The following is a 23,680-nucleotide window of genomic DNA, read 5'->3' as shown; positions in this document are numbered from 1 at the left end:
AAATAAATGCGCTGTGATTTCGCCGCTGTTTTGCTGTGCAAAACGCTATTCGCCGCCCAACGCCGCAACACATTTTCGCAAAGCTATTATGCCGTGTTCGAGTGTTAGTCCGCCTTGAAAATACGCGATATAAGGCGGGCGGATCGGCGCGTCGCAAGACAGCTCTATCGATGCGCCCTGTACAAACGCGCCTGCCGCCATAATTACTTTGTCGTTATACCCCGGCATGTCCCAAGGCTCCGGCGCGGCAAAGCTATCCACGGGCGACGCGCTTTGTATTGTTTTGCAAAAATCAATCAGTTTATTTTCGTCACCGAATTTAACCGAACATATAATATCGTAAAACTTTTCGTTAGGTTTGGGCATTGTTTCGTACCCGAGCGCGGACAAAACTTGAGAAAACAGCATTGCCGTTTTGACGCTTTGCGCCGTAACGTGCGGCGCCATGAACAAGCCCTGATAGAACAGTCTATAATCGCCCGCATAAGACCCGACTTCCCGCCCTATCGACGGCGCGGTCAACCGCCCCTCAATCATGTTTATCGCCGCTCGGCTGCCGCAAATGTACCCGCCTGTCGGCGCAATGCCGCCTCCGACGTTTTTAATAAGCGAACCGACTATCGCGTCGGCTTGCGACGGTTCCGTCGCTTGCACAAATTCACCGTAACAGTTATCCAACAGTATTTTAGATTTTTGTCTATCCGCAAGCGCGATTAGTTCGTTAATCTGCTCGACGGACAGCGCAGGGCGCATATCATAACCGCGCGAACGCTGTATCATGACGACGGACGGATTTTCGCCTCTAATCGCCGCTTTTATTGCGGGAATATCGGGCGCACCGTCTTTAAGCGGGACTATTTTGCAACGCACCCCGAAATCTTTAAGCGACCCGTAACCCTCGCCGAAAATCACATCGTTCAACGTGTCGTATGGTTTGCCTGTAATACACAACAGAGTCTGATTGGGGCGAAGCAGCCCGAACAACGCTATTGTAAGCGCATGCGTGCCTGAAGTTATCAACGGAGAAACTATTGCGTCTTCCGTGCCGAATACTTCGGCATATATCTTGTTGAGAGTATCCCGCGCAACGTCGTCGTATCCGTAACCTGTAGTAGGATTAAAATGACGCAACGCGACGCGGTTGTTAATAAATGCGTTGAGCACTTTTTGCTGATTGACAAAAGCAATTTCGTCAACAGCTTTAAATTGGTCGGACAATTTTTCGATTGCCGTGTCTATAAGTTTACCGTACATAGTTATTTCTCCACAAACTGCCGTATACAATTTTCCACGGCGGAATAATCGCGCGCGTCAATAAACACTTTATCGAGCTTCATATTTTTAAAATACGTTATTTGGCGTTTGGCATAATTACGTGTTTTTTGTGCCGTAACCTCTTCTATGACCTCGCGCGGGCTTCCTTGCATAGCCGCGATTTGCTTGTAGCCGAGTGCCTGCATAGAGCCGCATTCTTTGTACTTCATAAGCCCCTCGGCTTCGCATATCAGTCCGTCGTCAAACATTTTACGTACTCTTCGATTTATTCTGTCGTATAACAATTCGCGAGGTAACGTCAATACGACAGTTAAATCGTCGTATGGCTTTTTATACTCCGCAACCGTAGATTTCGCTTCACCGCGCAACGCGTAAATTTCCAGCGCGCGAATTACGCGTTTACTGTCGTTCGCGGAAATTTTTTCGGCGGACGGCTTATCTATAAATTCGAGTAAGCCGTGCATAACCGTAATTCCGAAAAAATGCGACAGAATTTTAAGCGTTTTCCGCAAATTTTCGTCTTTGGGCGCGTCGGCGAAGTTACACCCAGATAGCAAAGAAGTTATATATAATCCCGTCCCGCCGACGATAATCGGCAGTTTTCCGCGCGCGGCGGCGGATTCTATTTCTTTTTTAGCAAACTCAACGTACTCGCCGACCGAAAAATCGGCGTCGCCGTCGGCTATATCAATCATTTTATGCTCGATCTCGCCGCACTCCGATTTAGTCAGTTTGCCGGTACCAATATCGAATCCGCGATAAATTTGCATCGAATCCGCGCCGATAAGCACACCGTTAAAACGCCTCGCCAGTTTAAGCGCGGTTTCCGATTTACCGACTGCCGTACAGCCGGCAATCGCCACCGTTTTTATACGATGCGCTTGAACCACTTTTCTATCTCCTTTTTGGAAAAGCCGACGGCAATAGGTCTGCCGTGAGGACAAAACAGCGTAATATTGCGCGCCGTCATTTCCGCGAGTAACGCGTCGATTTCCGACTGACTCAAATCGTCGATTTCACCTTTGACCGCGGCTTTGCACGCCGCTTGCATAAGCCGCTCTTTAAGTGTCATGGGGCTTTTTTCGCGCGAATTGATAAGCAACAACAAATCCGCGGCGAACGATTGCAAATCGATACCAACACACTCGTATGGCAAATAAGACAACGTAAACGTATATTCCCCGAACGGCGCAATTCCAAAACCGCAATCTTCAAACAGATCGAGATTTTCCATAATCAATTCCGCGTCCGCAGCTGACACGTCAAACACGAAAGGAATCATAAGCGGTTGCGTTTGCATGCGTTTCGATTCGTAATCGCGCAAAAGTCTGTCATACAACAATTTTTCGTGCGCCGCGTGCTGATCTATAAAATAGCACTGCTCGCCGCGTTCCAAAACCAAATACGTATTAAAAAGTTTGCCTACGTATTTGCACTCTATCGGCGCAAAAACTTCCGTTTCGGTAAAATCCGCAACGGACTGATAAACGTCCGAATACACAGGCGTTTCGCTCGTCTGCGGCGGATATATTTGCTCCGCATTTTCGGTCGCTGACAAATTATCAGAAACGTCGGATTGTTTAACGCCGTCGAACTGCGGTTCGGCAATATCGGTCTTTACGCCGCTATACTGCGGAGGCGCAACGTCGAAAAACGATCTCAACGTGTGCGCTTTCCCGTAATACATAGGCGGCGGCTCTATTCCGAAATCATCGTCGCACAACTGTTTTACGTCCGTAAGTTTGGGTTGAACCGCGTTTTTAACGGCGCGCGCGACAAGCGATTTTACTTTGAGCGTGTCGGCGAACTTGACTTGCAGTTTGCTTGGATGGACGTTTACGTCCACCATGTCGAACGGCATTGTTATATGCAGTACAAACAACGGATACTGCCGCTTCATTAAATACGGCGCGTAAACCGAATACACGGCATACTGTATATCCGCGCTCTCCACATAGCGACCGTTAATTATTATGTTTTGATAATTCTTTGACGGTTTTGTAAAAGTCGGTAAACAGGTAAAGCCCTCAACCGTCATGGGCGGCTCTTCGAGTTTTACTTTTGCGGTATTTTTTAAAACGCCGTCGCCGTAAACGGCAAAAACCGCGCTTTCGAGCCCTTCGCCCGACGACGAAAAACGTTTGCTTTCGCTGTCGAACTTAAACGTAATATCGGGATTGGCAAGAACAAGATGTTCTATCAACGTTAAAATTTTTGTTTCTTCGCGCGACGGTTTATTGAGAAACTTTTTGCGCGCGGGGATATTCTTGAACAAATTTTCGACTGTTACGGACGTGCCGTGGCTTGCGCCGCATTCTTCGTGTTCGATTAGTTTGCCGTCTTTATACACTATTCTGCCGCCGAATTCGCTATCGGCAGTACGCGTAATCATTGTTACGTCGGCAACCGAAGCAATGCTCGGCAACGCCTCGCCGCGAAATCCCAGCGTGCCTATCGTGTCGAGATCGTCGAGTTTTTTTATTTTGCTCGTCGCGTGTGGCATGAACGCGGTCGGCATATCGTCAAAATCAATACCGCAACCGTTATCGGTTATGCGAATAAAGTCTATTCCCCCGCCCTTGACGGACACGGAAATTTCAGTCGCGCCCGCGTCGATAGCGTTTTCGGTCAATTCTTTAACGATTGACGACGGGCTTTCCACAACCTCTCCCGCGGCAATTCGATTAAATATTTCGCTCGGTAGTCTGTTGATTTTCATTTACTCGGTTTTTTCCTTTAAGTCGCTTAATATGTCGAGCGCCGTGCGCGGAGTAATTTCGTTTATATCGAGCTCTTTTATTATGCGAATAATTTCGTCGTAACGCGACACGTTGTCGAATAGAGAGAGCTGACGCACATCGTTCGCTTTATGCGCAATATCGGCGTTTACAAGCTGTGCAAGCAACTGTTTTGCGCGTTCGAGCACGGATTGCGGCAGTCCCGCCAAAGCGGAAACTTCTATGCCAAAACTTTTATTTGCGCTACCCCGCATAATTTTTCGGATAAATTTAATTCCGCCGCCGTTCTCTTTTGCGGTAAACTTGTAGTTTTTAAGACCGTTTATCGTGCCTTCGAGTTCGGTAAGTTCGTGGAAATGCGTAGAGAACAACACTTTTGCGCTTAACTTTTGCGCCAAATATTCGATTACGGACCAAGCAATGCTCAACCCGTCGTAAGTCGAAGTGCCTCTGCCTATTTCGTCGAGCAAAATGAGGCTTTTGTCCGTAGCGTTTTCGAGAATTACGGAAACTTCGCTCATTTCCACCATGAACGTGCTTCGCCCCGTGGAAATATCGTCGCTCGCGCCGACGCGGGTAAACACCTTATCTACAAGTCCTATTCGCGCATGCTTTGCGGGAACGAACGAGCCGATATGCGCAAGCACCGTTATGAGCGCGACCTGTCGCATATAAAGGCTTTTACCTGCCATATTAGGACCGGTAATCAACATGATTTTAGAATCCGTATCGTTAAGCGCGGTGCTGTTGGGAACAAATATTTCGTCGGACGGCAATAGTTCCGCAACGGGGTGTCGCCCTTCCGATATGGTTACTTCACTGTCCGAAGAAATTTCGGGCTTGCAATAACCGTTGCTTTTTGCCACGGTTGCGAGCGCGACAAGACAATCGAGTTGAGCTACGGCTTTGCCGAATTTATTGAAATCCGCGCAATGTTCGCGCAGTATTGCAAGCGTTTGCAAATACAGCTCTTTTTCGCGCTTTTCGGCAAGATCCGCCGCGTTAAGCACTTTATATTCAAGCGATTTCAACTCATCCGTACAGTATCTTTCCGCATTGGCAACAGTCTGTCTGCGCTGATAATAATCGGGCACTTGCGAATCGTACTGCCTCGGAACTTCGATAAAATATCCGAATAAACGGTTGTAAGAAATGCGCAGGTTTTTAATATGCGTTTTCTCGCGCTCCTCCGCTTCCATTTTGGCAATTATGTCGCGCGAATTTTTGACAAGCGCGCGATATTCGTCCAGCTTTGCGTCATATTCCGACTTAATGATATAGTTTTCGCCGTCTTTTGAACCCGACGAATCGTTGACGGCAATGGCGCGATCAATCAAATCGGATAGTTCCGACATTTGATCTATTTCGCCGTCAATGCTTTTCAGCAACGTAGCGGACGCGTTTTGTAACGACTGCTTTATGTCAGGAACGGCGTGCAACGACGAATTGAGCGCAAGCACGTCTTTCGGCTTGATTTCGCCGAGAGCAAGATTTGCCGATATGCGAATAACGTCCTTGATATTGGATAACGACGCGCGCAGTCTTTCGCGCAAAATCGTATCGCAATACAATGCGTCAACGGCGTCTAACCGCTCCTCGATTTTCGATTTGACGCACAACGGGCGCAATATCCACTTTTGCAGAAGTCTGTCGCCCATCGGAGTGCATGTTTTATTGATTACGTCGCGCAAAGTCGTGCCGCGTTTACGGCTCTGCGATTCCACAAGTTCGAGTGTTTTTGCCGTGTTTGCATCAATATCCATGTACACTTCGGACTCGTAATTTTCGGTCGCGCCGATATTGACGTCCTTGCGGAACTGCATATTCTGAACATATGCAACAAGCGCGCCTTCCGCGCAAACACACGCGGGAGTTTTGCTCATGGCTTTCAGCTCGCGCTCGTCGATAATTCCCGTGAGCGTGCGCTTTGCCGTTTCGTAATCGAACTTTTCGTCGTCGTACTGCGACATATTGCAGACCGAGCCGTACTTGACGGCGGAAAGTTCCACGCTTTCTTCGAGCATTTTGGAATTGCAAATTATTTCCGCGGGCTTGATGCGCATAAGCAAGTCGTTTAGCTTAACTTTAATCGGGCACGGAATATAATGGTTATACGTTTCGGACGTTGTAATATCCGTCCACACCGCGCCGACGCCGTTGTCGTCGAGGTACAGCGACATAAGATAGTTGTTTTTGTCGTCGCTCAAACTGTCGGTATCGGTAATAGTGCCGCCCGTAATAATGCGCGTAACGCTTCTGTCTACAATTCCCTTTACTACGTCCGCAGGGTCTTGCATTTGTTCGCAAATCGCTACTTTATACCCTTTTTTAAGCAGTCGCGCAATATACGTCTGAACGGCATGATGCGGCACGCCGCACATGGGCGCGCGTTCGCCCATGCCGCACGCTCTGCCAGTAAGCGTTAAATCAAGTTCGCGCGATACGGTTACCGCGTCGTCGAAAAACATTTCGTAAAAATCGCCGAGCCGAAACATCAGTATCGTATCGGGATATTCGTTTTTTATCTGCTTGTACTGCTTCATCATTGGCGATAAGCTCATTGATATTTCACCTACCTCAAATAATTATATCACCCGTAAGATTGGCGTTTTTTGCCGACGTAATTTTGACGTTTACAAAATCGCCTATTTGAGCCGTCTTGCTGTCGAACGCGACTGCGGCGTCGTTTTGCGCCTTGCCGAAGCATCTGTCGCCTTTCTTTTCCGACACCAAGATCTCCACAGTTTTGCCGACCGCATTGCCCGCTATGCGCTTTGAAATTTCAAACTGACGTTTTATAAGCCTGTCGATACGCTGTTGCTTTGTTTTGTAATCGAGTTGCGGCATTTTGTCCGCGGGAGTACCGCTTCGCCGCGAATATATAAACATAAACAGATTATTGTACTCGACTTTTTCGACAAGATCGAGCGTTTGCAAAAAGTCGTCTTCCGTTTCCGTCGGAAATCCGACCATTACGTCCGAACTCAATCCCAAATCGGGCACAAACTCGCGGAACGTCGCAATCTTATCCAAATATTGCTCGCGAGTGTAATGCCTGTTCATCGCTTGCAATATTCTATTGCTTCCTGCCTGAACGGGCAAATGCAAACTTTTGCTCAACACCTTCGATGTGGCAAACAGTTCCGCAAGCGTCGGCGATACGTCTTTGGGGTGCGAGGTCATAAACTTCAAGCGATATTTAACGTCAGTTTCCGCCATTTTGAGTAAATCGGTAAAAGTTTTATCGCCGTATTTATAAGAATTGACGTTTTGCCCCAACAGCGTTATCTGCTTGTAGCCGCTCTTTAAAAGCGCGTCTATATCAGATAAAATATCGTCAATCGGTCGGCAACGCTCTCTGCCGCGCACGTATGGAACAATACAGTAAGTGCAAAAATTATTGCACCCGTACATAATATTTACCCAAGCGTTTACGCCCGAAGTTCGCGCCGCCGCAGTGTTTTCGCTTAACGACATGTCTTTTTCCGATTCCCAAACATCTACGACGCGTTTACCCGTATGCAAAAATAAATCTATGTATTCGCCTATTTGCGACTGATTGAACGTGCCGACAATAATATCCACAAACGGACAGCGTTTGGCAAGCCGTTCCGCCGCGCCCGCTTGTTGCGTCATGCAACCGCCGACTATAAGTATTGCGCCGCGCTTCTTTTGGCTTTTAATTCTGCCTAAATGCCCGTACACTTTTGTTTCCGCGGTTTCGCGCACGCAGCAGGTGTTGAGCACGATTATATCGGCGTCCTCGACGTTGTCGCACGAACAGAATCCGCGAGCTTGCAAAATACCCGCAATTTTTTCCGATTCGTGTACGTTCATCTGACAGCCGTATGTTTGTATGTGATACTTACCGTTCATCATTGTAGATTATACACTAAAATAACCGATTTGTACAGTAATTTATTCGCACTTGTCGGTTTTGTTGATTATGCCCGCAAAGCAGTCGAGCTTGGCGGCGATCTTTTCTTCGTAACGCGACATGTACAGCGGAACGTCGCGCATGTTAGCAAAACGCATAATATTTCCGTCGCCGACTATCTTGGAAATCGCGCCCGCGCCGCAAGCCATAACTCCGACAGTTTCTTCCATTGTTGTTATATTATTGACACACTCTTTTCCGATTACGGAAAACCCGACGTTTTCAAGATTTCCGGCTTGACGTTTTTGCCTGTAAAGATAATACGGACGGCATTTCCCGCGATTAAACAGCGCGTATTCCAGCATTGCGCTCGTTTGGCGGTTTTCGCCATCGTCGTAACGAATAGCGCTGCCGTTCTTCTTGGACAACGAATGAACCGTTATATTCTGCGGCGACAGTGCGCGCACGCCCTCGAAACTTTTTATAAAATCCTCGACGGTTTCCCCGTCCAAGCCCGCTATCAAATCGCAATTTATGTCGAACCCGCGCGCCGCTATCGTATCGTAAGCGGTATAAAACTGTTGAGAACTGTGGCTTCTGCCTATTGCCGCGAGCGTTCTATCGTTTAATGTTTGCGGATTGACGCATACTCGCGTAACGCCGTGCTCTTTCATAATATCCGCTTTTTCGGCTGTAACAGTATCGGGACGCCCCGCCTCGCAAGTGTATTCGCAATCTAATTTACCTATTGCCGTAAGCAATTCGTTTAACGCCGTTTCGTCCAGCGCGGTAGGCGTGCCACCGCCGATATATACCGACAAAATCTTTTTGCCGTGCGCATACAAAAAATCGACAGACCGTATAATTTCGTCGCATAAAAGTTTAACGTATACGCGCGACTGCTCGATGTTTTTACCGATAGGCGCGGACACGAACGAACAATACGTGCAACGCGTCGTGCAGTACGGAATATGCACGTACAGGTTATAATATTCGGGCGCGTAATAAATTTTACCTTTTTGCGCTTCCGTTATTTCCCGCAAAATGCCTGCGCGCGACTCGCTTACTCTGTACGCATTTTGCATGGTTTGTTGCGCTTGTTCAGGCGACTGCCCTGCGCGCAGACACTCGTAAAACAGTTTTGTAGGGCGCACGCCAGTCAATGCGCCCCACGGCATACTTTTATCGGTATACCGCACCAACGCGTCATATAACGCAATTTTTGACAGTCTGCCGAGCTTATGTTCGGCAGGAATAATATCAAACAACGGATCGGTATATGTAAATTCATACGTTTTACCGTTTACGCACACAGCAAAAACGCCGTCGTTTTCGGCAACGCTAATATCCGGAAATCCGTCGCCGTAAAACAACCGCGCAACGTCCGTCAGTTCCGTATTTTTACTGATATCACACACGAACATAATTATTGTTTTTGCGCTCGAAATCGAGCGTTGTTTGCTGACCGTGACCGGACAGTATTTTATAGTCGTGCGGCAAAGCGTATAATTTTTTAACGGAATTAATAAGTTCCGTTTTATTTCCGAAAGTGAAATTTGTACGCCCTATGCTTAAATAGAACAATGTGTCACCCGTAAAAATAACATCGTCGTCCATGATATAACACACGCTCCCGGGAGTGTGTCCCGATGTCGATATAACCTTAAACGTGTGTCCTATCAACTCCAATACGTCGTCTTGCTTAACTGATATGTCCAAGTTAAACCGCTCGACGTCAACGTAAAACATAGCGTTCAATTCACCGTTATCAACAAGATCGAAATCGATTTTAGACATGACAACGGTCGCGCCGCTTTTTTGCAATTCGCTAACAGCGCACATATGATCGAAATGCCCGTGAGTTAATAACACATATTTAAGCACTGCGTTTTTACGCTGTATAAAATCAAGTATCAGTTGCGCGTTTTCGGCAGGATCGACGACAACAGCCGCGCCGTTATCAATAATAATATATACGTTTGTTGCGTAACTGCTTAATACGAGAGTATAAATTTCCATGGTATATTTAATTCATTGTGCGGTAAACTTTATCGACGTTGCGCACCGATTTTATTCTGTTGATTACAAGTTCCAACTGTTCGGGCGAAGTTATCCGTACATTTAGCGATATAATTCCGCGCTGTTCTTTATCGAGCGCACGCGCCGACATAGATTCTATTGACAGTTTCATATCCGATACGACTTTTGTAATGCGCGCAAGCACTCCGCCCGTGTCCTTGCACTCGACCGTGAGCGACGCGGAGAACGGCGCAAAATGTTTCCCGCTCCAATGCGCCTCAATAAGTCTGTAACTTTCCGCGTTTTTAATGTTCGGACAGTTATCGCGGTGTATAGTCACGCCGCGCCCGCGCGAAATGTACCCTATTATGCCGTCGCCGGGGACAGGCGAACAGCATTTTGCCATGCGCACGAGCATATCGTTATGCCCGTCCACCACAATGCCTTTTCCGTCGTGCTTGTTGGATGTCGTAGAGCTTACAATCGGCGCTTGTTCGACGGGGTGCGCGCGCCTATAAAAATCTATCAGTTTGAGCAGGATTTGATTGGGCGTGTATGCGCCGTAACCGATTGAAGCATACATGTCGTTAATAGAAGAAAACGAGTACCGCAACATTATAACTTCCAACCACTGTTGCACCATTAAATCGCTTAATGTGTAGCCGCGGTTTTTCGCCTCGCGTTCCAGCAATTCTTTGCCGTGCTTGACGTTTTCTTCTTTCATTGCGTGCTTGAAAAACGCGCGTATTTTGCTTTTTGCGGTGGAAGTTTTTATAAACCTCAACCAATCGCGGCTCGGACCTTTTGCGTTGGGCGAAGTTATAATATCCACGTAATCGCCTGTTTGCAGTTTGGTTTCGAGCGGAACTATTTTATTGTTGACTTTTGCGCCCACGCATTTATTCCCGACTTCGGAGTGTACGGTGTACGCAAAATCTATGGGCGTCGAACCCTCGGGCAATGCTATAACGTCGCCGCGCGGAGTAAACACAAACACCTGACCGCTGTACAAATCGAGCTTTAACGATTCGTAAAACTCTTCGGGATCGGCGGTTTGGTCTTTTTCGTTTTCCATAACGCCGCGCAACCACTCGAGCTTTTCGTCGAGGTCGGAATCTACAACGCGGTTTTCTTTATACTTCCAGTGCGCCGCGATGCCGTACTCTGCTATCTTGTGCATTTCGTAAGTGCGAATCTGAATTTCAAACGGCGCGCCGTAATTGGTCATAACGGTAGTGTGCAACGACTGGTAATTGTTGGGCTTTGGTACGGCAATATAATCCTTGAACCGTCCGGGGATAGGTTTCCACATAGTATGGATAACGCCCAACACCTCGTAACAATCGCGCACGCTTTCCACTATCACGCGCACAGCGGTTAGGTCGTAAATCTGATCGAACGTTTTGTTTTGCCCGACCATCTTTTTATATATACTGTAAAAATGCTTGGGTCTGCCGCTGACCTGCCCGTTAATTTCAAGTTCTTTAAGCGTCTTTCGCAATGTTTCGCAAATATGATTGACTAAATCTTGCCGCTCCGCACGCTTTAACGACACGTCTTTAACCAACTTGTCGTAAGCCTCCGGATGAAGCGTTTTCAAACACAAATCGTCGAGTTCGCATTTATAAAACGACAAACCGAGCCGCGACGCAAGCGGCGCGTAAATGTCAAGCGTTTCTTTTGCTATCGCTACTTGGCGTTCGTGCGACAACGCATCGATCGTCCGCATGTTGTGCAGTCTGTCCGCCAGCTTTATCAATATTACACGAATATCTTTTGCCATGGCAAAAAACATACGCCTGAAATTTTCCGCCTGCTCTTCCTCTTTCGACTTGAAAACAATTTTTTCGAGCTTTGTAACCGACGTGACAAGCATACACACTTCGGACCCGAATTTAGCGGTTATTTCTTCCGACGTCGCGGGCGTATCTTCAATACAATCGTGCAACAACGCCGCGGCTATTGTCGGACTGTCAAGCCCTATGTCCAGCAATAACCCCGCGACCGCAATGGGATGCGTTATGTACGGTTCGCCCGACGCGCGCGATTGTCTCTCGTGCATTTTAACGGCAAAATCGACAGCCTTATCGAGCATTTCGATCTGCTTGTCGTTATACATCAACACATATCTCGAACGTAAATGCGCACACTCGCGCTCGGTTATTTTACGCGCGTCCTCGCTCATTTTTGCCATGCCTCGATAGTCTTATATATTTCGGAATTTTCAAGCGATGTATTGCCGCCGTTTATCACCATTCCGTCGGGGCGGAATGTCAATAACTTCAACTGCGTAAAAACGGATAAACACGCAATAAACTGCGGAAGTTCGAGCGTCTTAACCGAATTGTGCAACGCTTTAAAATAAGCGTATATGTTGGGCGCTTTGATATGCGGATGCGCTTTGATAGCGTTAAAATACTCGCCGAAAACTTTTCGCTCCGCTTTGACGCACGAAAAAAGTTCGCTACGGTTATCTATTTCGGGGATATAGACTTGCGCACTCGTCCTGCGATTGATATACGAAATGACGTTCATGGACGGCGGATAATCCACAAATATTATTTTTTTATAGTTTTCGAGCATAAACGATTTGCCGAGTTCGGGTGCAACCATCAATCTCGTATAAACGTTTACCGTGGTTTCGGTAAATATTTCGTGCAATACTATATTGTCGTTGTTTAATTCCGCGCATATATCGTAAGCGGCTTTACTTCCCGCAATAACTAGTATTCCGAACTTATCGTCAATCAAACCGTTGAGTTCAGACGCGTTATAAGTCGTATAGTCCGCCTGCGTTGCGGTAGTATAATTAAGCATACGCAAATATCCGCCGCGCGCCAACGAATCGTTTACGGCTAATTTTTCGACGGCGCAACCGCGCAAATAAAGTCGCGGCGAGTATTCTCCGCCCGCCAATTCGTACACCATTTCCCTATCGGAAACGCCGTTGTAGAACGTATTGAGTTTATATGAATTGTATGCAAAAAATTGCAAGCCGCCCGTTGATTTTAACAGTGTGTGATTAAAGTTGTTTTTTAACGGCGTGGCGGTAAGCGACGATGTTTTAGTCATAAACAGCGGTTTGGGATTGCCGTTGTTGCCCGTCGGCTCCAACAAATCGAGCGAAGCGGCAAATTCGGCGGTTACGTCTTTTTCACTCAATTCCATATCGTATTTTAACAGCGGAATAAACATATCGACGTCAACGTCTTTGAGCGCAGTGAGCACGCGCGACTTAAATTCGTCGATATACTGCGGCAAAATAGTAAAACCCGCGGCTTGATTATGCCCGCCGAATTCTTTTAAAATATCCGACTGTTTGCTCAACAGATCGTAAATATTTATGCCCTCGATACTTCGGCAAGTTCCTTTATACTCGTCGTTGTTTTTAACAAGCACAAACACGGGACGCTTAAAATCGCCCACCAATCGCGCCGCAAGAATACCCGTTATGCCCTTTTCCCATTTGTCGCTTGTAATGATAATCGCACGGTTTTCGGTTAAATTCTCTTTACGCAGGATTTCGATAGCTTCCGAATAAAGCCCGTCGCACAGTGTTTTCCTGTCGTTATTAGCTTCTATAATTTGATTAAGTCTATCGCCGACGATTTCGGGATCGCTCGAAGTAAACAGCTCGAACGCGCGATAAGCGCTGCCCATCCTGCCCGCGGCGTTAATTCGCGGCGCAATACGGAACGCTATGTCCGACGATGTAACGGTTGTAAGTTTAAGCGATTCTATAATCGATGCAATGCCGAAATTTTTGCTTTGCGGCATGCTTATAAGTCCGAGTTGAACAATAAGGCGGTTTTCGTCCGTAAGGCTCACAAGGTCCGCAACGGTAGCAATCGCCGCAAGGTCGTAATACGCGCTCGCCGCTTCGATACCGCCGAGAGCCTGCACGATTTTAAGCGCAACGCCCGCGCCGCACAAATCTTTAAACGGATATTTACAGTCGGGTTGGTGCGGGTTGACGATAACGCAATCGGGTCGCACTTCGCCCACTTCGTGGTGATCGGTTACTATAATATCCACGCCCAGCTCTTTGGCGAGTTCCACTTCCTCAACCGCGGAAATTCCGCAGTCGCAAGTGAGTATCAAATCGGGCATGACGTTTTCGATTATGCGTTCGATACTGTCAACGTTAAGACCGTAACCCTCGCCCAGTCTGTCGGGAATATGCGTATATACTTCGCCGCCTTGATTGGATAAATACAGCGCGAGAATAGACGACGCGCATATCCCGTCGGCATCATAATCCCCGTAAACAACAATTCGTTCCCCGTTTTGTACCGCGCTTTTCAATCTTTCGCAACATTCTTTCATGCCGAGCATTGTTTCGGGCGGATAAAAGTTATCAACGCTCGGATTAAGAAAAACGTCAATAGCATCGGAATTCGTGTAACCGCGCAACATCAACAACTCGACGAGCTTTTTATTAAGCCCGAGCTTGTTGCTAATGCGTTCCGCCTCGGTAAGATCAATCGAAACGTTGTTTATCTGTTGCGTTGTCAATGCCATTTTACTTATCTCTTTAACTCTGTAATTTTATACGGCAAAAGCCTTCGCTTCGGAAGGCTTTTGTGTAATACATAAACTAAACTATGCGCCTATTTCTGTAGGTTTAGATTTCTTTTCGGTCTTTTTATTTTTGTTTTTAGGCTCTATACGGAAGTTTTGCTTATTTTTACCCACGCGTTGGAACAACGCCCATAACGACGGAGCAATAAATATCGAAGAGAACGTGCCGGCAAGCAAGCCGAATATAATCGGGAACGCAAAGATTTTAATTTCGCTAACGCCGATTATTGCAATCATGAGTATCATTATCAACGTCGTTATCGTGGTATTGATAGAGCGAATTAACGTTTCTTTTATAGATTTATTGGCAACGCCCTCGGGCGACATCGATTTAGCGTACACGGTTCGCATGTTTTCGCGCACACGGTCAAACAATATAATCGAGTTGTTAATCGAATAACCGAGTATTGTGATAAGCGCGGCTATAAACGTGCTGTTTATTTCGATATTGAATATTGCCATAAAAGCGAACATGATCAACACGTCGTGCAACAACGCTATAATACATGCAATACCGCTCGACAACTGAAAGCGCAAACCAATATAACAAAGCATGAATATCAACGCGAGCGACACAGCGAGTATCGCATTGAACAGCAATTCGGTAGAAACAGTCGCGCCGACAAGGTCGCCGCCCGTCACCGAACCCGCGTACACGTCGGGCAAAGTCATAGCCGAAACTATTTTATCTTTGACTTCCGACGAATTTTCAACCGTTTTAGAAGAAGTTATTATTATCTGTTTGCGGTTTTCAGTATTCAGCTTTACGTCAACATCACTTTCGGTTAAGCCAATATCAGAAACTATCGCCAAAAACGCGTTTTTCAATGTTTCAAACGGACTGCCCGCGTTGGTATCGTCGATAGGCTCGTCGTATGTCGCAGTGATTACATTATCTTTTATTGTTACGGAAGGTACTTTGTTAAGCACGGATTTTTCCAATGCGGAAATTATCGCGGGATTTATCTGCTTGCTCATTTCGCTTTCGCTTACACCGTTCACCGCCGCATACTTAACGTGTATCGAGGCATTATCGCCCGACCCTTGACGTTGCATTGCGCCCGATATGGTTATTTTGTACTCTTTACCGTTTTCGGTTTTTACCGATTTTAGAGTTTCTGTAATCTTATCGTAATACTCTTGATAATTGTCATCGGTAAGCTGATTGCCGAGCTTAATATCTACCGAATATCCGCCCGTAAAGTCGGTGCCGAGGTTGAGCGCCGAACCGAGCGTAAAATGGAATATAATCATCATTACCGCGGCGATAACAAGTATAACAATCGGTATGGCAAAAATTATCTTACGTTTTTCGACAAGTTTAAAATCTTTATCGAGGAGGTTGTCTATTTTTTGTTTAAGTTTCATTATGCCGGTTCGCCTCCTTCTTTATTTTTAGAGCGACGCGCGGCTTTATTGCGCTTTTTGTCTTGCAGCTTTTCTTCTTTAAGCTGTTCTTTTTCCTGCTGTTCGCGTTGCATGTCCGCCATAATCGCGGCGTCGGTAGCGTCCGCCTCCAAGTTTTCGTACTGTTTACTGCGTTTAAGATTGTACAGTTTTGCATTGTACGAATTGAGGTTTATAAAATACTTGACGAGCAATCTGGACACGATAAGCGCGGTAAACAACGATACAAGTACGCCCACAAGCAAAGTCAAAGCAAAGCCGCCGACGGAGCCTGTTCCCAACAACATCAACAAGATACATGCGATAACAGTGGTTACGTTACTGTCGAGAATTGCGAACAAAGCCTTTTTAAAGCCCGCATGGTATGCCGCCATGATGGATTTTCCGCCGCGATATTCGTCTTTAATACGTTCGAATATGATTATATTCGCATCAACAGCCATGCCGATACTCAACAGAATACCCGCAATGCCGGGGAGCGTGAGCTGTACCCAAGGCAACACCGCAAGAAAGAATAAATATATTATGACGTATATAACGAGCGCGAACGACGCCGCTACGCCCAACATTCTGTATATCAAGCAAAGGAACGCTATGACAAGCACAAAGCCGACAATACCGGCAATAAGACCGTAAGTCATTGCGTTTTCGCCGAGCGTCGGAGAAATAGTCTGCGATTCTTTGAGTTCGAGCGCAACGTCAAACGTACCGCTCATTATTTGGTTGGCGCGCTCTTGCGCTTCCGCACTCGTCTTAAAACCGGTAATAATCGCCTCACCGTTTGTGATTGCGGAATTTATCGTCGGCGAACTGATAGGAGTTTCGGAATCGCCGAGATAGATGCTCATTGTTTTGCCTTGATTATTTGTCGTTGCGTCGGCAAATTTCTTTCTGCCCTCGGCATTGAGTACAAGTCTGACAACATAACCGCTCTGCGGATCGTAATATGCGTCGGCAGATACGACGTTCTCGCCCGTTATAACGGTTTCTTTCGTGTCGTCAAGCACAAACTTAACGGACGTCGGCTTGCCTATTATTTTTAAAATGCCGCTCGGATCGTCAACGTCGGGAACTTCGACGCGAATACGATCGGAACCCTCGCGCACAATAGTCGCTTCGGGATAGCCTTGCGTTGACAAAAGGTTTTCGAGCGCGGATCGCGTTCCCTCCATTTTTGCGTCGAAGTTGTCCGTGTCTGTGTTGGTCGCTTGATAAACGGCATAAACGCCGCCTTGAAGGTCAAGACCGAGGCTTATGGATTCCTTGGACAAAAACGGATGGTATTGCGTAAGCCCGAAACGCATGGGAACAAACGCAAAAATCGCACCTACCAGCAACGCTATGCCGATAAGCACAAGTTTTGTTATCGTTGATTTTTTCTTGACGGCTTTTCGAGCGGGAGCGACGACAGGCGCTTTTTTAATCGCCTTTACGTCTTGCTCCTTTTCGATTTCCGTCAAAGAATTTTTATCGTCCATAGATTTTCTCCGCGGTATCTGCTTATCGTGGAAATACATTAACTCCATTTTACCGATATGATACCTATCTATTATATAAAATACCGAGGCGCAAGTCAAATATTTAAAACGCTTATAGCGAAATAATTTCAACTTTTTTAACGGCGTACCGCCCCGAAAAGCCGCTTATGTTGCGACGAACTAATCTTGTTCGCCTTCCTCTATAGCTTTTATTGCCAACGCACATTCCACGCGCTTTTTCATAAGTTCGCATGCGGGCTTGTACGGCATGTTTATATCGCCGTTAAACTTGAACGAATTTGCCATACACCCGCCCGAGCAGTAGTACTTTGCCCAACACTCCGAACAATCGGTTTTTGTCGGCACGGAACAATAATAGAATTTTTTGCGAAGCTCGTCGTTGTTAATTCCGTCGAAAACATTGCCGAGCGCAACGCTCTTTATCCCGTCGAACTGATGGCAAGGATACACGGTACCGTCGGGAGCAACCGCAACGTACTCGCCGCCCGCGCCGCAACCCTTTAACCGCTTGACCGCACAAGGAGCATTATCTATATCGATCATAAAATGGAAAAAATTGAACCATTTGTCGGTCTTGCGCCGAGCAATGTATTCTTCCGCGAGCTTGTCGTATTCCGCTATAATACGCGGCAAGTCTTGCTCTCTAATCGACATAGGACTTTCGGGCTTTAACACGACCGGCTCTATCGATAACTGGTCGAAGCCGAGATCATTCAAAAACAGTACGTCCGAACAAAAATCCAAATTGTATCTTGTAAATGTTCCGCGTACATAATATTGCCCTTTTCGGCGTTCTTTAAACCTCAACGCGTTTTTAATTACGTCGTCGAAACTGTCCTTGCCTCCGACAGTCTTGCGCACTCTGTTATGCACTTCTTTTCGCCCGTCTATACTTATAACGACGTTGTACATTTGTTCGTTAAAAAAGTCTATGTCTTCGTCGTTTAATCTGTACGCATTGGTCGTTATGGTAAAGCGAAAATTTTTGCCGCGCTCCTTTTCGATAGAACGCGCATAGAGCACCGTTTTTTTAACAACCTCGAAGCCGAGCATAGGTTCGCCGCCGAAAAAGTCAACTTCCAAATTTCGCCGCGTGCCGCTCATTTCGACCAGCATGTCTATCGCGGCTTTCGCAGTATCGTATGACATTGTTTTGCGCTCGTCGTTATACGTTCCTCCGTCGGCAAAGCAATACTCGCAAGCAAGATTGCAGTTGTGCGAAACGTTTAAACACATAGCCTTTATAACCGGATTGAACGGCGGCAATTCGGCTTTTACCTGCGGCGCAAACAGCACCCCGTCCGATTTAAGCCGCTCGATTTCGGTTTTGGCTTCGGCTATTTCACACGACGAAAACGGCGACATATCGTCGCCGTCTATAATCGCCTTGACAATCGGATCTATTTCAAAAAACGAACCGCTCTCCGTATCAAGCGCAAACAGTCGGTTAAGCAACCCGAACGTATGAACCATTACTTGCTCTGGTTTTTGTTGGCGTTAAGGACTTTTACGGTCTTGCGCTCGCAGGACTGATTGCCGACCGTGCAGCTTGTTTTGCAAGCGGATTGGCAACTCGTTTGGCACTCGCCGCAAGCGGTGTCGCAGCCGTTGTCCATTGTAGACTTTCTGATAACTTTGATGTGAGCCATAATACAGCCTCCGAATTTCTTTTGTACGATTATACTATATTCTTAAAATAAAATCAAGTGAATAAGCGCGTTAGCTCAACAAATTTCAATGTTTTCTGATATTGACAGCGATTATTCCGCTAATCATACCGGCGACCGCGCCGAGCACGCTATCGTTGAGCAACGACAGCCCGAACACGAAATTATTATCGAGCGCGGAAAATACCACGAATGACAACCACATAAATATAAAGCCGCAAATAAGTCCGCGCAACCACCCGTTGTTAGGCTTTTTTAGCGAAATCAAACATCCGATAAATATAGAAACACTTTTAATTACTTGGTTGATAATGGGTATTGCTCCGTCAGATACCGTAAATATCTTGACGATCAACGCAGAAACAAGTATCGCAATCAACGCGACTATAAGCGCAATAATGTTTGCTTTTACTATTTCAAATACATATCCTCTGTCGCGCTCGACAGCGTTCTTTTTATGACGCATAAAAAACCTCCGTACACTTTAACAGTATGCGGAGATTCATTGTTATATAACTTTTAAAATTACTTGGTTGTTGTTTTTTTCGTGCCGGAAGTTTTTTTCGCGCTGTTCACCGGCTTTTTCTGCGCAGGCTTTACAGCTTTCGGCTTATTTTCTTCTTCCGCAATTTCCGCAACGGCGGCTTGTTCTTGGGCAGGTTCTTCCGTGCTTTCAACCTTTTCTTCTTTTTCGGGCTCGGTTACGACGGTTTCGGTTTTATCCTCGACCTTAACGGGCTGTTCCGCTTCCGCGACAACGGCGGGTGCGGCGTTTTCGACAGGTTCGGTAGGCTTATCTTCCGCATCTTCCGTAGCGGGAACAACGGTGTTATTGCGGTTTATAACCTGATAAAGCGCCTGAATATCGAATACCATGGTTGTCTTATTATCGCCATCGCCCGTTTCTATGACCATTTCTCTGTCAACCGGCGACACTTGACGAATTTCTTTGATAGTGCCGATAATGCCGCCGACTGTTTTAATAAGGTCGCCGGCTTGAAGCGAGCGGTGCAACTCTTCCGTTTGCTTCGCGCGTTTTTTGTTGGTGAACATGGGGACGATGAGCAATGCGGCGATAAGCACTACAAGTAATACAATAAATACTATTGTGGTAGGATCTACCGCATTAAGGAACGAGAACGATACCATATATACATAACTCCTTAAAAATGTTAATTCGATTATAACATGCCGACAAAAAAAAGGCAATCAAAAAGCGCCCGCTATTCGGAGTTTTTAATATTTTTTTGTCGCAATAAAATCGCGGATACCTGTTATATGTTACATAAACGTTACTTTTTGTTTTTTATAGTATTTAAAGTTTTTGCGTCGAATATCCCTATAAGACGCTTTGATAATTCCCTGTTGGATATTCGCCCGTCTATGACCAATTCGAGCGGCGCCAAATCCACCAAACAATACATCAGTTCGGAGCTGTTTCCAACGTCCAAATCGAGCACGCTGTTTTTTAACGAGCCGGTCAAGCGGTATTTCCCTTCCGTTTCGCACACGGTCAGTTTGTTTATTTTGGGATTAACAGCACTGATTAAAAATCGCAACAGTTCGTTATATGTTTCGTCGTCGTATAGATACGCGCCGTTGTTGCGAGTAAGATTGCAAATTTCCAGCCATCTTTCTTTGAGCTCGCCCAGTCGGAAATTAAATATTCCGTCGATTGTCATGCCGTCCTCAACGTGCACAATCTTGTTTAACAGTTTGCGCTCGTTCTCTCTGTCGAACGCGACAAGCGTATGCAACAAAAGCTCGTAATTCATTTGCGGCAAATTTATGGAAAGATTGCGCTTGATAAAATCGAATTTACAGACCACGCCGTACATGTCCACCAAGCACTCTTTAATAACGGCGAGCATGCGCGCTTTGGACTGCGCTTCGCACCCGAACGAATAATAAAGCCGTCGCCCCGAAATATCGAGCGCAGACACGGCAAAACAGTCGGATAACTTGTTTCTTATAACGTCGTCGATAGAATACAGCCACTCGGCTTTTGCGCTGTCTACACTGACCGTAATTTGATACATATCTCTCCTTTCACCTGACGCAGCAGTCGTTGACGCACGAATTCGGTCGGCTCGGTTTTATTAGGCGCGCCGAGTATTGAGGCTTGGCGTATTCCGCCGTACCGACCGCATTATTTTATATTCGGGCGCACGTTCAACGGCTACATAGAATATTTTATGAATAGCGACGCGGTTTTACGCACGAAAATCAATTTATTCTGAACGCGTCCCGACAAAAAAGATTAAAATTTTTTTGCAAATATATGTAAAAAGGTTGATTTTTCATTTTATATTTGATATTATAGATAAGCACTGCATGGGAGCATAGCTCAGCTGGGAGAGCATCTGCCTTACAAGCAGAGGGTCATAGGTTCGAGTCCTATTGTTCCCACCATTAGCATATGTATAGAGTACGGCACCATAGCCAAGCGGTAAGGCAGGGGCCTGCAAAGCCCTAACCCCCGGTTCAAATCCGGGTGGTGCCTCCAAAACGCATTGACTATACGGTCAATGCGTTTTACATTAACCGCAACCCGCCTATTCTGTAAGCTATATGCCGCTGTGGTGGAATAGGCAGACGCAAGGGACTTAAAATCCCTTGTGTCACACAAGATATAGACCAACCATGAGTACTTTCTACTGTATATTGTATAAAAAGGCTCATCACCAGCACTAAATTCTCGCATTTTTCTCGCATTTTGTAAAAATTACATATCTTAGCCGCTGTGGTGGAATAGGCAGACACACAAGACTTAAAATCTTGCAGGAGCGATCCTATACCGGTTCAAGTCCGGTCAGCGGTACCAAAAAAGCTCCGAAATCAAGCAATTTTAGCCGATTTCGGAGCTTTTTTATGCTTTTTACTACATTTCACTTGTTATTTTGGTACTTTTAATTCTCGCATTTTTCTCGCAAAATTCTCGCTTCATTTTTCACTATTTCAAAAAGTGCATCAGACACAGCAGACTCATAATCCCTTGAGTAATTGTATAACTTGGAGTCCTAAACATGTTTTAAAATATAATATTAAGAGCCGTAGGCAATCAAATGTATTTCAATATACAATGTATTGTATTGTCGTAGCTTAAAGAAAAATGAGACGGGCGACCTCCATATCATTCTAGTTATTATTTCTTTCTCGAACCAACCCATATTCGGAACGCACGTTTGCCGTACTGTTCGGCATAGATACGTGTTCCATCTTTAAGGGTTATAAACTTAGTAAAAATGTAATATCCACAGTCATAAGTTTTTTCCATATTTTTTGTCCTCCTTTTTAAATCTCACGCAAATGCTTGCATAGGGAGCGACAATCTGATATACTATAATTGAGTAGAAAGTATAGACAGCTCAGATTGTCAGCTTTCCTTTATACCACTCAGGCGCCAACTTGAGTGGTATATTTATGTTTTGCGACTTAATCGCCCAACAACATTTTTAACAATTTAACTAATCATCAAAAGTGATTTCCTGTTCAGCCTTATATGGTTAATCGTTATAGTAACTAAGCGGTAATTCGTAAACGAATTTACCCTCGATTAACCCCACTAAACACTTTCTATGATTTATATCAAGTTCTTCAAAGGGTTTATCAAAGACTTCATCCCATTGAAAATATGCACTTTCACCTCGTCTTTTGTGTAGCTTTGGTTTAATCGGAGCAAATACATCATAAATTGCTTTTGCAAGAATAGAATATGCATATTCACTGCTTCTTTGATTAGCTTTCGTCAACTGTTCTCCTGCTCGCTTAGATTCTTTCATGCTATAACCAGTAGCTTTTAATTCAAGCTTCCTGTATACTTCGTACAGTTCAAGCAATTCAGGATATTTCTTAAAGTTAAATCGATAGTTCATATTAATCAGCTCCTTCTATTTCTTTAAGTATATTATACATTTTTTGTTTTTGCAATAGTTTTTGTGAATTTTTAAGTGTTAGTTCATATTTTATACATTATTAATCAGTTATCTTTAATTTCATTTTAATTCGTTGTTCGGTCAAATCGTTCGTTAAATTATCCTGACCCCTTATTGCATTTTATGTACTATTGTGCGGCAATCGCACAAGCTATTGTGATAATTGCAATTCCGCCATGCTTAATTTTTTATAATGTAAAGCCGATAAAACGCAAATCGGCAAAAAGAATAAACACCAACATATTAACGCTACTGTTCCGCCGTTGCCTTGATTGCTTGCGGGCAAAGGAAGAATAGGCACAAACATACAAACGAAAAATATTCCGTGTAGCATTAAAAGAAATTTCAACGCTTTATCGATTTTATTATCGGCGTGCAAACTCAATCCGATAAAAAATGTGGAAATCGACAATAATCCGTAACCAAGTAAATCCAGATTAAACATCCAACTGCCCGCCGCCGAAAACGAAAAGGCTTGCAAAATCTTTTCGTCAACTGATTTATATAGCACCGTCGATAATTGAGTAAAGTATACAATACTGATTATTGTCGAATAAATCACGCCCGTGCAAACTCCGATTTTTGCCGCGGCAGAACGCTCTTTTTTTGCATAACAAGAGTAAACAACAGCGGTTGCCACCCACCCCCATGAAAGTATAGCGCATACGCCGTAACTCAAATT

17 protein-coding genes, 3 tRNA genes and 1 pseudogene are annotated in these 23,680 nt (G+C 45.5%); 3 read left to right on the top strand and 18 right to left on the bottom strand.

Features of this window, described 5'->3' with window-relative positions:
- Positions 1-45 precede the first annotated feature (45 nt).
- From NFR57_RS06200 to NFR57_RS06125, 16 genes and pseudogenes are all read right to left on the bottom strand, one after another.
- Positions 46-1,254 (bottom strand): methionine gamma-lyase family protein, encoded by a 1,209-nt coding sequence (locus NFR57_RS06200; protein WP_251182971.1) that lies wholly within the window; start codon positions 1,252-1,254, stop codon positions 46-48.
- Between the two features lie 2 nt (positions 1,255-1,256).
- Positions 1,257-2,165 carry a tRNA (adenosine(37)-N6)-dimethylallyltransferase MiaA gene (miaA, locus tag NFR57_RS06195; protein WP_251182970.1) on the bottom strand — a complete coding sequence of 303 codons (909 nt, stop codon included), beginning with the start codon at positions 2,163-2,165 and terminating at the stop codon, positions 1,257-1,259.
- Positions 2,144-3,994 (bottom strand): DNA mismatch repair endonuclease MutL, encoded by a 1,851-nt coding sequence (mutL, locus tag NFR57_RS06190; RefSeq protein ID WP_251182969.1) that lies wholly within the window; start codon positions 3,992-3,994, stop codon positions 2,144-2,146. Before mutL ends, miaA begins: the two co-directional genes overlap by 22 nt.
- Complete coding sequence (gene mutS, locus NFR57_RS06185) at positions 3,995-6,574, bottom strand: DNA mismatch repair protein MutS (RefSeq protein WP_251182968.1); 2,580 nt, start codon at positions 6,572-6,574, stop codon at positions 3,995-3,997.
- A gap of 16 nt (positions 6,575-6,590) precedes the next feature.
- Positions 6,591-7,892 (bottom strand): tRNA (N6-isopentenyl adenosine(37)-C2)-methylthiotransferase MiaB, encoded by a 1,302-nt coding sequence (gene miaB / locus NFR57_RS06180; protein WP_251182967.1) that lies wholly within the window; start codon positions 7,890-7,892, stop codon positions 6,591-6,593.
- 39 nt (positions 7,893-7,931) lie between these two features.
- Positions 7,932-9,314, bottom strand: a complete 1,383-nt coding sequence (gene hemZ / locus NFR57_RS06175; RefSeq protein WP_251182966.1) for a coproporphyrinogen dehydrogenase HemZ — start codon at positions 9,312-9,314, stop codon at positions 7,932-7,934.
- Positions 9,301-9,909, bottom strand: coding sequence for an MBL fold metallo-hydrolase (locus NFR57_RS06170; RefSeq protein WP_251182965.1), 609 nt, complete (start codon positions 9,907-9,909; stop codon positions 9,301-9,303). Before NFR57_RS06170 ends, hemZ begins: the two co-directional genes overlap by 14 nt.
- Positions 9,910-9,916: 7 nt before the next feature.
- Complete coding sequence (locus NFR57_RS06165) at positions 9,917-12,103, bottom strand: RelA/SpoT family protein (protein ID WP_251182964.1); 2,187 nt, start codon at positions 12,101-12,103, stop codon at positions 9,917-9,919.
- Positions 12,091-14,430, bottom strand: a complete 2,340-nt coding sequence (gene recJ, locus NFR57_RS06160) for a single-stranded-DNA-specific exonuclease RecJ (protein ID WP_251182963.1) — start codon at positions 14,428-14,430, stop codon at positions 12,091-12,093. The genes NFR57_RS06165 and recJ overlap by 13 nt, the downstream gene beginning before the upstream one ends.
- A gap of 81 nt (positions 14,431-14,511) precedes the next feature.
- Positions 14,512-15,858, bottom strand: a complete 1,347-nt coding sequence (gene secF, locus NFR57_RS06155; RefSeq protein WP_251182962.1) for a protein translocase subunit SecF — start codon at positions 15,856-15,858, stop codon at positions 14,512-14,514.
- Positions 15,858-17,375 carry a protein translocase subunit SecD gene (secD, locus tag NFR57_RS06150; RefSeq protein ID WP_251182961.1) on the bottom strand — a complete coding sequence of 506 codons (1,518 nt, stop codon included), beginning with the start codon at positions 17,373-17,375 and terminating at the stop codon, positions 15,858-15,860. The genes secF and secD overlap by 1 nt, the downstream gene beginning before the upstream one ends.
- Before the next feature lie 180 nt (positions 17,376-17,555).
- Positions 17,556-18,869 (bottom strand): thioether cross-link-forming SCIFF peptide maturase, encoded by a 1,314-nt coding sequence (scfB, locus tag NFR57_RS06145; RefSeq protein ID WP_251182960.1) that lies wholly within the window; start codon positions 18,867-18,869, stop codon positions 17,556-17,558.
- 41 nt (positions 18,870-18,910) lie between these two features.
- A pseudogene (gene scfA, locus NFR57_RS06140) lies at positions 18,911-19,045 on the bottom strand (six-cysteine ranthipeptide SCIFF); the annotation flags it as partial.
- Positions 19,046-19,130: 85 nt separating this feature from the next.
- Positions 19,131-19,529: a TIGR04086 family membrane protein gene (locus tag NFR57_RS06135; RefSeq protein WP_251182959.1), complete on the bottom strand. Its 399-nt coding sequence runs from the start codon at positions 19,527-19,529 to the stop codon at positions 19,131-19,133.
- Positions 19,530-19,588: 59 nt separating this feature from the next.
- Positions 19,589-20,212 carry a preprotein translocase subunit YajC gene (locus tag NFR57_RS06130; RefSeq protein ID WP_251182958.1) on the bottom strand — a complete coding sequence of 208 codons (624 nt, stop codon included), beginning with the start codon at positions 20,210-20,212 and terminating at the stop codon, positions 19,589-19,591.
- A gap of 143 nt (positions 20,213-20,355) precedes the next feature.
- A complete protein-coding gene (locus NFR57_RS06125) occupies positions 20,356-21,102 on the bottom strand; it encodes a hypothetical protein (protein ID WP_251182957.1) in 747 nt (248 codons plus the stop codon).
- Positions 21,103-21,399: 297 nt separating this feature from the next.
- On the opposite strand from NFR57_RS06125, the gene NFR57_RS06120 reads away from it, so the two are divergent.
- The 3 genes from NFR57_RS06120 (at position 21,400) to NFR57_RS06110 (ending at position 21,887) form a co-directional block, all read left to right on the top strand.
- Positions 21,400-21,475, top strand: a tRNA-Val gene (locus tag NFR57_RS06120).
- Positions 21,476-21,495: 20 nt separating this feature from the next.
- Positions 21,496-21,569: transfer RNA gene (locus NFR57_RS06115), tRNA-Cys, on the top strand.
- A gap of 231 nt (positions 21,570-21,800) precedes the next feature.
- A tRNA-Leu gene (locus tag NFR57_RS06110) sits at positions 21,801-21,887 on the top strand.
- 682 nt (positions 21,888-22,569) lie between these two features.
- On the opposite strand, the gene NFR57_RS06105 is transcribed toward NFR57_RS06110, so the two are convergent.
- Positions 22,570-22,938, bottom strand: a complete 369-nt coding sequence (locus NFR57_RS06105; RefSeq protein ID WP_251182956.1) for a hypothetical protein — start codon at positions 22,936-22,938, stop codon at positions 22,570-22,572.
- A 211-nt stretch (positions 22,939-23,149) separates the two neighbouring features.
- Positions 23,150-23,443, bottom strand: a complete 294-nt coding sequence (locus tag NFR57_RS06100; RefSeq protein ID WP_251182955.1) for a hypothetical protein — start codon at positions 23,441-23,443, stop codon at positions 23,150-23,152.
- Between the last annotated feature and the right edge of the window lie 237 nt (positions 23,444-23,680).

The sequence above is a fragment of the Anaerocaecibacter muris genome, from assembly GCF_943192945.1.
GTDB lineage: Bacteria > Bacillota > Clostridia > Christensenellales > Pumilibacteraceae > Anaerocaecibacter > Anaerocaecibacter muris.
This window is presented reverse-complemented; position numbering and strand designations above follow the sequence as displayed.

Bases quoted from the DNA above. Each gene is read 5' to 3' on its own strand.
- NFR57_RS06200 (WP_251182971.1), bottom strand. From the start codon at position 1,254: ATGTACGGTAAACTTATAGACACGGCAATCGAAAAATTGTCCGACCAA.
- mutL (WP_251182969.1), bottom strand. From the start codon at position 3,994: ATGAAAATCAACAGACTACCGAGCGAAATATTTAATCGAATTGCCGCG.
- mutS (WP_251182968.1), bottom strand. From the start codon at position 6,574: ATGAGCTTATCGCCAATGATGAAGCAGTACAAGCAGATAAAAAACGAA.
- miaB (WP_251182967.1), bottom strand. From the start codon at position 7,892: ATGATGAACGGTAAGTATCACATACAAACATACGGCTGTCAGATGAAC.
- hemZ (WP_251182966.1), bottom strand. From the start codon at position 9,314: ATGTTCGTGTGTGATATCAGTAAAAATACGGAACTGACGGACGTTGCG.
- NFR57_RS06170 (WP_251182965.1), bottom strand. From the start codon at position 9,909: ATGGAAATTTATACTCTCGTATTAAGCAGTTACGCAACAAACGTATAT.
- NFR57_RS06165 (WP_251182964.1), bottom strand. From the start codon at position 12,103: ATGGCAAAAATGAGCGAGGACGCGCGTAAAATAACCGAGCGCGAGTGT.
- recJ (WP_251182963.1), bottom strand. From the start codon at position 14,430: ATGGCATTGACAACGCAACAGATAAACAACGTTTCGATTGATCTTACC.
- secF (WP_251182962.1), bottom strand. From the start codon at position 15,858: ATGAAACTTAAACAAAAAATAGACAACCTCCTCGATAAAGATTTTAAA.
- secD (WP_251182961.1), bottom strand. From the start codon at position 17,375: ATGGACGATAAAAATTCTTTGACGGAAATCGAAAAGGAGCAAGACGTA.
- scfB (WP_251182960.1), bottom strand. From the start codon at position 18,869: ATGGTTCATACGTTCGGGTTGCTTAACCGACTGTTTGCGCTTGATACG.
- NFR57_RS06135 (WP_251182959.1), bottom strand. From the start codon at position 19,529: ATGCGTCATAAAAAGAACGCTGTCGAGCGCGACAGAGGATATGTATTT.
- NFR57_RS06130 (WP_251182958.1), bottom strand. From the start codon at position 20,212: ATGGTATCGTTCTCGTTCCTTAATGCGGTAGATCCTACCACAATAGTA.
- NFR57_RS06125 (WP_251182957.1), bottom strand. From the start codon at position 21,102: ATGTATCAAATTACGGTCAGTGTAGACAGCGCAAAAGCCGAGTGGCTG.
- NFR57_RS06105 (WP_251182956.1), bottom strand. From the start codon at position 22,938: ATGAACTATCGATTTAACTTTAAGAAATATCCTGAATTGCTTGAACTG.
- NFR57_RS06100 (WP_251182955.1), bottom strand. From the start codon at position 23,443: ATGTTTAATCTGGATTTACTTGGTTACGGATTATTGTCGATTTCCACA.